General features: G+C 45.6%; 10 protein-coding genes. 9 read left to right on the top strand and 1 reads right to left on the bottom strand.

Features of this window, described 5'->3' with window-relative positions; translation table 11 throughout:
- The 7 genes from QUB51_RS05790 to QUB51_RS05760 form a co-directional block, all read left to right on the top strand.
- The coding region (locus QUB51_RS05790) for an O-linked N-acetylglucosamine transferase, SPINDLY family protein (protein ID WP_445299477.1) at window positions 1-1,609 on the top strand (1,609 nt) is incomplete at its 5' end.
- A 280-nt stretch (window positions 1,610-1,889) separates the two neighbouring features.
- Window positions 1,890-2,639 (top strand): peptidylprolyl isomerase, encoded by a 750-nt coding sequence (locus QUB51_RS05785; protein WP_333053352.1) that lies wholly within the window; start codon window positions 1,890-1,892, stop codon window positions 2,637-2,639.
- 120 nt (window positions 2,640-2,759) lie between these two features.
- Window positions 2,760-5,768, top strand: a complete 3,009-nt coding sequence (locus tag QUB51_RS05780) for a peptidase domain-containing ABC transporter (RefSeq protein WP_333053353.1) — start codon at window positions 2,760-2,762, stop codon at window positions 5,766-5,768.
- 58 nt (window positions 5,769-5,826) lie between these two features.
- On the top strand, window positions 5,827-7,827 hold the full coding sequence (locus QUB51_RS05775) for a chromosome partitioning protein ParA (protein WP_333053354.1): 2,001 nt from the start codon (window positions 5,827-5,829) through the stop codon (window positions 7,825-7,827).
- Window positions 7,828-8,091: 264 nt separating this feature from the next.
- Window positions 8,092-9,795 carry a hypothetical protein gene (locus tag QUB51_RS05770; RefSeq protein WP_333053355.1) on the top strand — a complete coding sequence of 568 codons (1,704 nt, stop codon included), beginning with the start codon at window positions 8,092-8,094 and terminating at the stop codon, window positions 9,793-9,795.
- 3 nt (window positions 9,796-9,798) lie between these two features.
- Entirely contained in the window at window positions 9,799-10,560 is a 762-nt protein-coding gene (locus QUB51_RS05765; protein WP_242724549.1) for a glycosyltransferase family 2 protein, read from the top strand.
- The gene (locus tag QUB51_RS05760) at window positions 10,553-11,617 is read left to right on the top strand and encodes an NAD-dependent epimerase/dehydratase family protein (RefSeq protein WP_333260205.1); all 1,065 of its coding nucleotides are present in this window, start codon (window positions 10,553-10,555) and stop codon (window positions 11,615-11,617) included. The genes QUB51_RS05765 and QUB51_RS05760 overlap by 8 nt, the downstream gene beginning before the upstream one ends.
- Window positions 11,618-11,702: 85 nt before the next feature.
- Here the strand turns inward: QUB51_RS05760 and QUB51_RS05755 are convergent, their stop codons facing one another.
- Window positions 11,703-12,392, bottom strand: coding sequence for a methyltransferase domain-containing protein (locus QUB51_RS05755; protein ID WP_333260207.1), 690 nt, complete (start codon window positions 12,390-12,392; stop codon window positions 11,703-11,705).
- Window positions 12,393-12,441: 49 nt separating this feature from the next.
- Between QUB51_RS05755 and rfbC the strand changes: the two genes are divergently transcribed.
- Window positions 12,442-12,987: a dTDP-4-dehydrorhamnose 3,5-epimerase gene (rfbC, locus tag QUB51_RS05750; RefSeq protein ID WP_333260209.1), complete on the top strand. Its 546-nt coding sequence runs from the start codon at window positions 12,442-12,444 to the stop codon at window positions 12,985-12,987.
- A gap of 2 nt (window positions 12,988-12,989) precedes the next feature.
- A complete protein-coding gene (gene rfbD / locus QUB51_RS05745) occupies window positions 12,990-13,868 on the top strand; it encodes a dTDP-4-dehydrorhamnose reductase (RefSeq protein ID WP_333053359.1) in 879 nt (292 codons plus the stop codon).
- Window positions 13,869-13,878: the final 10 nt, after the last annotated feature.

Below are 13,878 nucleotides of genomic sequence, written 5' to 3'. Positions count from 1 at the left end.
AGATGAATTTTCTGGTGGAACAGGCATCTTGCCTGTTGGTTCCACACAAGATGAATTTGCTGGTGGAACAGGCATCTTGCCTGTTGGTTCCACACAAGATGAATTTTCTGGTGGAACAGGCATCTTGCCTGTTGGTTCCACACAAGATGAATTTGCTGGTGGAACAGGCATCTTGCCTGTTCCTAAACAAGTAATTGAGAAGGGTGCAAGATATCAGTTTCAACCCAAGTCGGAAGTAGAAAGTTACTCTGAATATTTCCAGCAGTTAATCAAGTACGTCGCTGCTAATATCGCCAGTTTTCCAGATTCAGAAGTTTGGCGTTATTTGGCAGCTTTTATTGCCAAAAGTGTTAGCTTCCAAGCTTTGTATTTGAGCGACGAGGTCAATCTGCTCAATATATTGAGTCAGCGAGCTGATATTCTGGAATTTCATTTGAAAAATATCGGCAGTCAAATAGAATGGAATTTTCCTCAGAGAGAACCTGAAAGAACTAAAATCAGAGTTGGCTTTTTGCTGGATAAAATTAGTGAGGAATCCGAGACTCGTGCTGCAATTGCGAGTTTTGAATATTTAGACAGAAGCAAATTTGAAATTATTGTGTACTATTTCCAGGTACAAGACGAGCGACTGGGGAAATATTGCGAAAATTGCGCTGACAAACTGGTGCAACTGTCAGAAACTTTGCCCAATCAAGTCCGAGAAATTCGATCGCACGATTTAGATATTCTGCTAATCTGCACCAATACTACCGACACTTCTCAACCAAGCGCGCTGCTGTGCCTGCACCGACTAGCGCGGGTGCAAATCGCTACCGGTGCATCAACCCCCGCAACCACCGGCACCCGAAATATCGATTATTTCATTGCTGGAGATTTGACATTGCCCGCAGGTGCTGCTGCAGAGTTTCGCGAAAAATTAATTACTTTAAAAGGGTCGGGAGTTTGTGTAAGCTATACTGTAGGGTCAGCACCTGCCACAGTTGAACCGACTCGCAGGAGTTGGGGAGCCACCGACGAATCTGTAGTGTTCATGTCCGGCGCTCAAGCTTGGACAATTATCCCAGAATTGAGAGAAACTTGGGCAAAAATTATTGCTGCCGTACCGAATTCTATTTTAGTTTTGTATCCCTTTAGTTCCCGCAATGGAAACTATCCGACGGTGCCTTTTTACAACCAAATTCGATCGCTCTTTGCCGAATTTGGGATTGACAAAAAGCGCTTAGTTGTGATTAAGGCGCTGCCATCTCGCGCAGATTGCATAAAATGTCTGGAATTGGCTGATATATATTTAGACTCCTATCCATACAGCAGTGGCTGCTTCTTAGCAGAACCCCTGTTGGTGGGGTTGCCTGTAGTGGTAAGAAAAGGGCAAAAAACTCGATCGCGACAATCAGCCGCAGTCCTCGAAGAACTACTAATTCCGGAACTGGTAGCTGACAGCGAGAACTCTTATTTAGAGCTGAACACAGCACTGGGAACCAGCCCAGAACTGCGCCGGCACTACCGCGAGCGAATCCAGCAAAAAATGGCGGCAAACCCCAAATATCTCGACAGTCGCGCTTGCTCGACCCAACTCGAAGCACTCTTTGAAAGACTATTCCGAGAGTGAAGGAAGAAGGAAGAAGGAAGTTCAGCAACTAAGCAGTGTACGGGATTTAACGGGTAGATGTTGAGGGAAGATTTTCCCACTCTCTCACTCTCGCATCCCGTTACCATTCTGAGCCCCGCGGGGAACCCCTCGCTAGGCAGAGCGTCAAGAAATAGACAGCAATAGCGCTAGCCCACTGACGGTCTGCTATCATCGGGGAATCGAGGGGTTAGTGGTTGTCGCTCTTTTCCTGCCACAGCTAAATTAAAAGGGGAAGCGCAAGTCAGTTGGAGATAAAAAAATGACAGGACTTTTTCAAATAGGCGATAAATTATTGCAAGCTCAAGATATGCCATCGCTCCTGAAGCGGTATCAGTTGATGCCACAATTCTTGCGGGGTGTAATAGTAGACCAAGCGATCGCATCCTTTAGTTGCAGCGACGAAGAACGAAAATCCGCCGTCCTTGACTTTCTGGCACAACACCAACTGACAGCCCCGGAAGCCAAAGAAGCTTGGCTGCGTAGCCAAAACATGACGGAAGAAGAACTTCAAGAGATGGCCGTTAGGCCCTTGCTGATCGAAAAATTTAAGCAAGCAACTTGGAGACCTAAAGTAGATAATTATTTTTTAACCCGCAAAGCCAGCCTAGACCACGTAGTCTATTCCCTGGTACGCACCAAAAATCCAGCACTGGCAAACGAACTTTACTTTCGCATCCTCGAAGGGGAACAAACCTTTGCTGAAGTGGCCCGCGACTATTCCGAAGGGCCGGAGTCCAAGTCAGGCGGCTTGTTGGGCCCCGTACCCCTCAGCCAGCCCCACCCGGCAATCAGCAAACTTTTGTCCGTCAGCCAGCCAAATCAACTCTGGACGCCGCGTCCTCTGGCAGAATGGATGGTAATTATTCGGCTAGAAAAGTTCATGCCGGCCCAGCTTGATGAATCGATGCGGCTGCACTTGATTAACGAACTATTTGAAAGCTGGCTCGCCGAACAGATATCGCAAATAGGCCCGCTACAGCCCCTCTCCTCCGTGTCTTCAATATCATGACAATCCAGCAATTGGGTCAGGGGCCCCCGGATTTATCCGTGGAGACTTGAAAAAGCGTAGCATCCTGACAAAAACCCCCTGGATTCAATCTAAAATCTAAAATCTAAAATCTAAAATTGGATGACTTCTTCCGCTGTTTCCCTCTCCCAAATTCAGGATTTCCTAGCTCAAACACCTCCCTTTGACCGACTGTCAGAGACGGCTCTGACAGCCTTGGTGGCTAAATGCCAACTCCTTGGCTACCGGACGGGGCAACCCCTGTTTGAACGGGAAAAAATGCCGACTCAGGTGGCAATTATCTATCAAGGCCAGGCCCGGCTGCTGGGCTTTGACCAGCGCTCGCAGCGCCACGTAAGTTTACGCTTGGTGCAGTCGAAGGAAATCCTGGGCTGGGCTGGCTTGCTCAGGGGGGTTCCCTGCGAAACCGCGATCGCCTCTACAGATGTGATCGCGATCGTCCTACCTGCCGAAGATTTCCTGAGCGTACTGGAAAAACAGCCGACATTTGGAGAATCCTTTCGCGAACACTGTTCCTTGAGCGAAGTATTTGAACTGTTGAGCCTGGAATTGCAGCGCCAAGCCGACGGCACTTCCAATCTCAAGGAACTCACCCTGCAAGCTTGGCAAGATGCGACAGTTGTCAACGTACCAAACGGCAACAAAAAAACTCAAGACATCGCCAAAGAGCTAGATGCCGATCGAATTTGGCTCGTCAGCAGCGGCGTCTTGGGCGACTTTCCCACCGGCAGCCGCTTCTCTGTGGAAAACGCAGCCAAATCCTTAAAAGTAGAAGGCCGCCTCGGCGCTCGCTTGGTCGGCTTCCGGGAACCCCCCGAAGCCCAACCCGAAACAGACCCATTAAATGGCACGACAGAGACAGGAGGCTCTGGGCAGAATCCGCCCAACGGAACCTCGATCGCGGTTATAGACGCCCCCGATCGTCCCCCAGAACCCAAAACCGACCAACCAAAGGATGCCGGGAGATACCCAGTTTTCCGGGCCAAAGGGCAGATTGAGGCCCCGCTTGCTTGCTTCCAAATGTTGAGCAAGTATTTCGGCCTCAAGTTTCGTCGAGATATCATCCGCAAAGTTCTAGAAAATCAGTTAAAAACCGCTGGTTCTATCAGTATGCAAGCCTGCGGGGCGATCGCCCAAAGCATCGGCCTGACGCCCCAATTGGCGCAAGTGCCCGCAGAAGCCATCAACCGCATCAAAGCTCCCGTAATGATTAAATGGGAAACCAGCTTTGCCATTATTTACAGCATCACCGAGCAAGAATTGGTGATGGCCACGCCCGAAAAAGGGTTAATGCGGAAGCGGATACCTCAGTTTAAAGAAATCTGGGGAGAATCAGGAGAAGTCCTGCTGCTGCAAGCTCCGCAAGTCGAACAAAAAGAGCAGTTCAGCTTCTGGTGGTTTGTGCCGGCGCTGATGGAACACAAGACAGTGTTTTTTGAGGTGTTGCTCGCTTCGTTTTTTGTACAGTTATTTGGTCTTGCCAACCCATTAATCAGCCAAGTAATTATTGATAAAGTATTAGGTCAGCGCAGCATTGACACCTTGGATATTTTGGGTGCATTTCTGTTAGGTGTTGCCCTGTTTGAAGGACTGCTCAACGGTTTGCGTACCTTTTTGTTTATAGATACCTCAAACCGCATTGATGTCAAATTGAGTGCAGAAGTCATCGACCACTTGCTCCGGCTGCCCCAAAATTACTTTGACAATCGGCGCGTCGGAGATCTGGTTTACAAATTCAGCATGATGGGCCAGATTCGGGAATTCATGACGAGTACAGCTCTGACAGTGGTTCTCGATGCGGTATTTTCGGTGGTTTACGTCGCCGTGATGCTCTCCTACAGCGTGCAGCTAACGTTTGTATCTTTGGCAGTGGTACCGGTACTGGGGCTGATGATTGTTCTAATCAATCCGCTGGTGCTGCGCCTGATCAAACAGAGAAATATGCGTTTTTCTGACTCTCAATCTTATTTAGTGGAAGTAGTCAGCGGGATTCAAACTGTTAAGGCTCAAAATATTGAATTGAAATCCCGTTGGGAGTGGTCGAGCCGCTACGCAAAATACATTACAGCCAGTTTTAAAACAATTATCACGGGGACTACGGCCGGTACGATTAGCAGCTTTTTAAACCAGGTGGGTAACTTAGCTCAGTTGTGGGTGGGAGCTTATTTGGTACTGGGAAATGAGATTACTTTGGGTCAGTTGATTGCTTTCCGAATTATTTCCGGGAACGTGACTGGTTCGCTGCTGCGTTTTGTGAGCGTCTGGCAGAGTTTCCAAGAAGTCTCGATGTCGATCGATATGCTCAAGGATGTGGTCGATACGCCGACGGAAACCAGCGATGAAGATCGCAGCAATATCCCGCTGCCGGCAATTCAAGGGCAGGTTACCTATGAGGAGGTTTCCTTCCGATTCCTGGAGAGCGGGGCACTGCAATTGGCTAATGTTAATTTGGAATTTCCCGCTGGCAGTTTTGTGGGAATTGTGGGGGGAAGCGGTTCCGGTAAAAGTACGGCGATGAAGCTGTTGCAGCGTCTTTATCCGCCGCTGTCGGGCCGGATTTTTATTGACGGCTATGACATTTCTAAGGTGGAACTGTACTCGCTCCGCAGCCAACTTGGGGTGGTGTTGCAAGATACTTTGCTGTTTAACTGTACTGTGCAGGAAAATATTGCTCTGAGTAATCCAGATGCGAGTACGGATGAGATTGTGCGAGCTGCGAAATTAGCGGTAGCTCACGATTTTATTATGGGCTTGCCTGCTGGCTACAATACGATAGTCGGAGAGCGTGGTTCCTCGCTTTCTGGGGGTCAAAGACAGCGTTTGGCGATCGCCCGGACGATTTTGCAAAACCCGAAACTGCTGATTTTGGACGAAGCTACAAGCGCCCTCGACTACCATTCCGAACGCCAAGTTTGCAATAACTTAGCAGAAGCTTTCGCCGGCCGCACGGTGTTTTTCATTACTCACCGCCTGACTACCATCCAAAACGCTGATGTAATTATTATGATGGATCAAGGTTCTGTAGTCGAGCGGGGAACTCATAAAGAATTAATGGCTCTTAAAGGGCGTTACTACTGCCTCTTCCAACAACAAGAGTCATCGAATACCTAATCTCTAACAACTCACAACTGATCGCTAACCCTTAACAACTGAGAACTAACAAATGGCTATGAAATCGTTAATACTTTCTGAGCAACCAGTCATTCTCGAAAAACCAGCGATTTGGTCGCACTTGTTTTTGTGGATGATCATGCTGATGACCACTTCTGCTGTAGTTTGGGCTTATTTTGCTAGCGTAGAGCAAGCTGTCCCCGCTGTGGGTCAATTGGAACTCAAAGATGGTGCTAGAGACATCCAAGCACCTGCTACGGGCGCTGTGGTGAGACTTCACGTTGAAAATGGCGATCGCGTGGAAAAAAACCAGCCTCTGCTCACTTTCAACCCTGTTGCGCCCAGTGCCGATTTAACATCGGTTCAGAAAACTAAAGAAGCTCTGGAAAAGGAAAATAAATTTTACGAAGATGTTGTCAACGGCAAAATTCAAGGCCCTGTTCCTTCTAACCTAGAATCAACAATCAGGGACAGACAGAGCCTCACGGCACAAAATCAAGTGCTGCAAGCTTTGATTGACGAACTGTACCTCAATCGGGGAGCCAGCGGAAATTTTGATGCTGCTCAGCAAGGACTTTATGTTAATTATCGATCGGAATTTCTGTCTCGCGTCGCTGCAGCTCAAGGCCAAGTTCAGGAGTTGGAAAAACAACTGAAGCAAGCTCAGGATGCTGAGAAAGCTGCCGGCGATCAAATGATAGTCGCACAGCAACAATTGGGTTTTGCCCAGAACCAATTAAATTATGCCCAGCAGCAGTTAGCTTCTTCGCAAGAGCAAGTAAAATCCGCCCTGGCTCAGAGAGATTTGGCCCAAGAACAGTTAGCGAAATCGCAACAAGTATTGAAGTCGAATCAAAACATTCTAGGCCGACTCGCCCCCCTGGTGGAGGAAGGAGCCATCGCTGAACTGCAAAAAGAACGTCAAGAACAAGATGTTTTCAGAGGCCAAAGCGACGTTCTCAAACAGCAAGATCAAATCAAGCAGCGCGAAGGTGAAATCAACTCTCGCAGGGGCGAAATTAACACGCGCCTCGGTGAAATCAATACGCGCCGAGGCGAAATTAACGCGCGTCAAGGCGACATCCAAAAAATTAGTGCTGACATACAGCGCCAGCAAGGAGAGCAAGCGCGCATTCAGGAGTCCATCGCCCGCGCTCAAGAACAGTTAAAAAATACCAAGGATGCCTGGGCGAGAGAACTTTATACCAAAATTGCTGAAAACGAGAAACAAATTGCCAGCAGCGATTCTCAGCTAAGCCGCTTCAAAGTGGAAAACCTGAAAAAGTTGTCCGAGGTGAACGCTCAGCTAGAAAAGGCTCAAGAAAACCGCGACACTCAAGTTCTGAAAGCTCCGGTATCCGGTGTTATCTTCGATTTGAAGCCTTCTACGAAGGAGAAAGCTAAGTTGGATATGGCGAAAGATCCGATATGCCAATCCATTATTAATTCGGTGGTGAAACCGGGCGAACCGCGCCCAGCACGCTGCGAAGAAGCTTATTACGAAGCACAGCAAACTGAAAAGCTGCTTAAAGTTTTGGATGACGACAACGGTTTGGAAGCAGTTGTTTACCTGGAAAACAGCAATGTGGCTCTGGTATTGGATGCTTTGAGACAGAAGCGGGCCAAATTGGAGCCGTATCACGGCAAGCAATTAGACGGAGAAAAGATTGACTGCGAAACAGGTAAAATTTGCGTTTGTCCAGAGAAGGAAATTAACAGAGAGAAACTGGGTTTGACGAAATACCAATGCGTGCCTGTGGAAGTGAATGTAGAAGCTTTCCCGGCGATGGAGTTTGGTACTGCTGAGGGTGAAGTGATAGAGATTAGCAGCGATGCTGAGCCTCCTACTGAACTGCGGAAATACTATGCTTTCAAAACCAAAATTAAGCTCAAAAATCAGAAGTTTGTTTTGAACAAGGGCAAGGCAAATGAAGTGGAGGTTAACTTGCAGTCGGGAATGGCAGTGAGTTCTAATATTAATATCGGCAAGCGGACTGTTTTGCAGATGTTTATTAACCGATTTACTGGGAAAATGGATACGTTCAAGACTATTAAGTAGCGAACAGTTGACGGTTTACTGTTGACGGTTGACGGTTGACCGTTGACCGTTGACCGTTGACGGTTTACTGTTGATTTTCAGTCGAAAAGCTGATGATATCATGTCCGTTCGAGCGATCGCGATTTTTGTAGGGGCCCGTGAGCCAACAATACTTGCGAATAATTTACACTCTCAAAAACCCGCCCTGACCGGGATATTATGGTTAATCGATCGGACATGATATGACTAGATTTTACAATTCCGATGCTACCGGATTGGATATTAATGAAAAAAATCATATTATTTACTTTATATCTAATTCCTGTCCTCTTATTAATCGGATTTGTATCGAATTTTAACGTTAACGTTCCCGTTGATGACGAGTGGAGGTTAGCTAGCCTTTTTGAAAAAATAGCTGCGGGAAATGTAACTTTTAACGATTTTTGGGCTTTGCACAGCAACCACCGCATACTTTTCCCTAAAATAATTATTGCGGTGCTGGCTTTTGCTTCCCGATGGAATATTAATTATCAGTTGTGTCTCAGCATAGGTTTGGCTGCGATAACTTTTATCGCTATGTACAAGTTATCCTCAATGCAAGTTAAGAATGTTGGGGATGATTTGTGGCATTTAGCTAATATTTTAACTTGTATTTTGCTTTTCTCTCTAGTTCAGCACGAAAACTGGCTGTGGGGATTTCAATTAGCGTGGTTTTTAGTCAATTTGTGTTTTGTCGCTGCGGTTTATGCGCTGGTTTCAAATCACAAATTATTGCCTAATATTAGAATCTTTATTGCTGCTGTATTCTGCTTTGTTGCGAGTTTTTCCCTCGCGCAAGGCTTGCTGTCTTGGTTGGCTGCAATTCCCGCTGTGGCGGCTGTAGAAGGAAATGCGGCGCAGAAAAGAAAAAGACTTATTGTCTGGATGCTGCTGTTTGCGACAACTTGTGCTGTTTACTCAATTGATTATCATCCTAGTCGGAAAGCAAGTATTATTTCATTGTTGAATAAGCCGTTTGTGGTGATTGATTACTTTTTAAGTTTGCTGGGTTCGCCAATTGTGCGATCGCCTGGAATTTCAGCATTAGTTGGATTGCTAATATTTGCAAGTTTCTTATTTTTTGTGTTCCACTTTGGGAGAAAGATTACCGAGCATCGTGAGGCTTTACCTTGGCTGTCAATAGCCTTGTTTTCGGTTTTATCTGCTCTGTTTATTACGGCTGGTAGGGCCGAATTTGGGGCGATTCAGGCGATCGAATCGTCGAGATATACGACTAATTCGATTTTGCTGTTAATTGCTTTGGTTCAGCTCGGTCAATTGTTTGTCCGAGGTAAGATTGCTACCATAAATCGCACCTATAAGTTTGTTTATCGGGTGTTAGCAGGGCTGTTAATTGGGATAATTATTCTTAACTCTCAGCAGGCGATCGCCCAAACTAGATTAGCAGTTATTTACAAACAAGGCGCTCAAGATTGTTTGCAGTTAATTAACTATCTGGAACCGTCGGATTTTTTTGATAATTCGCCGGAAAGCTGTTTGAGGGTGCTGAGCAAAAAAACTTGGCTGGTGAGAGAAGGCGCTGCAATTATCGACAAAATAGGTTGGATCAAGTTCGCGAAAAATGTAGAGTTTATTTCTAATACGGAGAAAGTTTACGGTTATTTAGACAAACCTCAAACTAGCGATAAATCCTTGACTGTTAAGCAAAATGAGGCTGTCAAGGCTGCTGGTTGGGCGGTTTTGCCAGAAAAATTGCAACAGCCCAATATTGTACTGCTATCTGTCGGGGATAAAAAATCTTTTTTTGCTAACGCTTATGTAAATTTGGACAGTCCCGACATTGCTGAGAGTTTAAAATCTGAGTTATACAATAATGCCAGGTGGGCTGTTGATTTGTCGGATAATAATTTGCCGATCGCCCAAACAGAAATTAAAGCTTGGGTGTATAATCCTGTTGACAACCAGTTTGTCGAGTTGCGCGGAGGATGAGGAGTGAAAATTTCTGTGATTATACCAGCCCACAATGAGGAGGGCTGTTTGTACGGTACTGTGCGGGCGATCGCCCAGACGCTCGATTTAGAAGGCATTCCGCACGAAATTTTGATTGTGAATGACAATAGTGTCGATCGAACTATTGATATTTGCCAGGAGTTGTCAGAGACTTTTCCCACAGTGAGATACATCAACAATCAACCTCCCAACGGTTTCGGATTTGCGGTGCGTCGGGGATTGGCGGAATTTGACGGAGATGCTGCGGCAATTGTGATGGCGGATGCTTCCGACGATCCGATGGATTTGGTAGCAGGATACCGCAAGTTGCAAGAAGGATATGATTGCGTTTTCGGTTCCCGCTTTATCAAAGGTGGCTTTATAGTTGATTATCCAATTCACAAGTTAGCAATTAACCGCTTAGCAAACTGGTTTGTCAAAAGTATTTTCGGCTTGCGGTACAGCGATGTCACCAATGCTTTTAAAATTTACCGCAGAGAAGTAATTGAAGGCGTACAACCGATTTTGAGCCATCATTTTAATTTGACAGTGGAACTGCCTTTAAAAGCAATTGTTCGGGGTTTTTCCTATACGGTAATTCCTCTGAGGTGGTACAATCGGACTGCTGGTATTTCTAAGCTTAAAATCAAAGAGATGGGCAGTCGATATTTGTTTATTGTCTTGTATGTATGGCTCGAAAAACATCTGTCTCGCGGCGACTACCACCGGACTAGAAAGATAGCAAAATTAAAAGTCAATGCCTGAGAGAATTTTAATTGTGGGCGGGGCGGGTTTTATCGGCAGTTGTTTGGCAATTGGCCTGAAGAAACTGCACCCGGAATGGCAAATAATTTGTTTAGATAACCTGCGCCGCCGGGGTTCGGAATTGAATCTGCCTCGGCTTAAAAGTTGGGGGATTCAGTTTGTTTACGGGGATATTCGCACAGCGGCAGATTTAGATCCAGTTGCACTGAATGCTGACTGCATTATAGATTGTGCTGCGGAGCCTTCTGTGCTGGCTGGTTTTAGTTCGCCTCAGTACGTTTTGCAGACGAATTTACTGGGCACTGTGAATGTTTTGGAGTTGGCGAGACAAACGGGTGCGAGTTTGCTGTTTTTGTCTACGAGTCGGGTTTATCCGATCGCCAGTGTCAAATCTGTTAAGCTGCTGGAATTGCCGAATAGATTTGCGATCGCCCCTGAGCAAACTTTACCCGGTATATCCGAGTTGGGCATATCAGAAGACTTCCCATTAAAAGGACACCGTTCGCTTTACGGAGCCACTAAATTAGCTTCGGAATTGCTGATTGAGGAATACAGGGAAGCATACAATGTACCCGCAATTATTAACCGCTGCGGGTTAATTACCGGTGCTTGGCAAATGGGTAAAGTCGATCAGGGAGTTTGCGGTTTGTGGGTGGCGGCTCACTATTTTCAAAAGTCGCTGAGTTATATCGGTTTTGGTGGCAGTGGGAAGCAGGTTAGGGATTTGCTGCACGTGGAAGATTTGTTGAGGTTAGTTAATTATCAGTTAGAAAATTTTGCTAAATTTGACGGCGAAGTTTTTAATGTAGGCGGTGGTTTTAGCAACAGTCTTTCTTTGGTTGAGACAACTGATTTGTGCCAAAAGATTACGGGTAAATCGATTTCAATTAATCCTGTTTTGGAGGAACGCGCGGGGGATATTCCGATTTTTATTACTGATTCTTCTAGGGTGATGGAGAAAACAGGATGGCGGCCTGTTATTGGGCCGGAAGCAGCTTTGCAGGATATTTATGATTGGATTGCTGCTAATGAGGTGGTTTTAAGTTCGATTTTGTAGGGATTTTTTTAATGGCAGGTACAGGGGGATAAACGCGGCTAAACGCAGATGAATCTCTCTGCCTGCATATGACTAGGATTGCCTGTCATGAGGCTCTGCCTCTATTGTTTTGTTTCGATGCTTTAACAAACATTTGCCCTCCCAAAAAACGCCACAAAAAAGGCAATTTTAAGTAAATTTTTAACAGCAAGGGCGAGGCCGGTCTGCCTTTCGTCGAAAAGGGTAAAAATCTCGGTATAATTAAGTCGATTTCAAACCCGACAGTTTGTAAAAGCTCTTGTAGCGATAAATGCGTTATCGGTAATTGATGGTCGATAAAATCGTAGTATTCCTTGTATGAATATTTAAAATTAGGCTGAATTACCAACAGAGAACCGCTAGGCTTGAGGGCCTCGAAGCAAAAAGAGATAATTTCTACAAGTTCCTCTTTGTTGCGGAGGTGTTCAAAAAAATTTGAGATAAAAATACTATCGAACTGTTCGGTAAAAGATGTGTAATTTTCTAAATTCAACACATCAATATTAAGCACATTTACATCAGCATTAGCAAATAACTTTGAATCGGGATTAAGATCAATTAAATATTTTTTTTTAGCCCGAATTTGATTGATAAATTCGCAGTAACCGCCGCCTATATCTAAAACCGCTGATTCGGGAGGAACATAATTTTGTAAGAAGTCGTCAATTAAAACTTTCCATAGTGCCACCTTCGCTTGCATTTGTCGCGAATCAAATCGATTGGCATACAATTTTTTGAGATATGCGTCGGCTTTCATAGTAAAATAGCAAAGACTGAGTATGAGTTTATCACTTTCACAGCTAACTATGAATGTTATATCTACCGAAATACCGGAAGTTCTGATAATTGAGCCGAAAATTTTTGGAGACGATCGCGGTTTCTTTTTTGAGAGTTTCAATCACCGAGCTTTTGTCGAAAAAACAGGCGTGACAGCCGAATTTGTTCAAGACAATCATTCCAAATCCTCTAAAAATGTGTTGCGCGGTTTGCACTACCAACTGCAGCAACCTCAAGGAAAATTGCTGCGGGTAGTTGCTGGCGAAATATTTGATGTAGCGGTGGATATTAGACAAAGTTCGCCGACTTTCGGAAAGTGGGTGGGGTGTTTGGTGAGTGCAGAAAATAAACGGCAATTTTGGGTGCCGGCGGGATTTGCACACGGTTTTTTAGTGGTTTCCGAGACGGCTGAAGTTTTGTACAAAACTACAGATTATTACGCACCGGCACACGAGCGGTGTATCCTGTGGAATGACCCCGATTTGGCGATCGACTGGCCGCTAGATGGTGCCAAACCAATCTTATCAGCTAAAGACCAAGCTGGACAAACATTGAAAACAGCTCAAGTGTTTTGATCATGAAAATTTTACTCGCAGGCGGCAGCGGACAGCTAGCTCAAGAATTGCAGCCGATTTTATTATCTTCGGGAGAGGTAATTGCGCTCGATCGCACTCGCCTCGACTTATCCCAACCCGAAAGCATCCGTCAAGCAATGGCTGAAATTAAACCGGATTTAGTCATCAATTCGGGTGCTTACACTGCGGTAGACAAAGCCGAAAGTGAACCAGAATTAGCATATGCAGTCAACGCTATTGCCCCAGGAATTTTTGCCGAAGAATGCGAAAAACAGGGAGCAAGTTTGATTCACTTTTCTACTGATTATGTATTTGACGGCAGCCACGGTTCTGCTTATTTGGAAACAGATTCTACGAATCCACTGGGAACTTACGGCAAGTCGAAATTAGCAGGCGAGGCAGCAATTCTCAAATCGGGAAACCGACATATTATTATTAGAACCGCGTGGGTTTACGGCAACGGTGGCAAAGGTAATTTTGTCAAAACCATGCTGAGGTTGGGAAAGGAAAGGGAAGAAATTCGAGTAGTAGCAGATCAGATCGGAAGTCCTACTTGGACTCGGGATTTAGGTGCGGCGACTTCACAAATTATTCCTCTCCTTGGGCCAGAAACTTTTGGGACTTACCAGTACACTAATAGCGGTGTTTGTAGTTGGTACGATTTTGCGATCGCCATTTTTGAGGAAGCAGCACAACTCGGCTTTCCCCTAAAAGTTCAGCGCGTAATTCCCATCACCACCGCCGAATATCCGACACCGGCAAAACGCCCCGCTTTTTCTGTCCTATCTACGGTAAAAATATCAGCACTTTTGGGCACGTATCCTCCCCACTGGCGGCAAGGGCTCAGACAAATGCTGGCAAGAGAAGTCAGTCGATTTTAGATTTTAGATT

The sequence above is a fragment of the Microcoleus sp. AT8-A3 genome (assembly GCF_036705675.1).
In the GTDB taxonomy this organism is placed as follows: Bacteria; Cyanobacteriota; Cyanobacteriia; order Cyanobacteriales; family Microcoleaceae; genus Microcoleus.
Note: the sequence above shows the minus strand (reverse complement) of the source record. Positions and strands in the feature narration are given on the sequence as shown.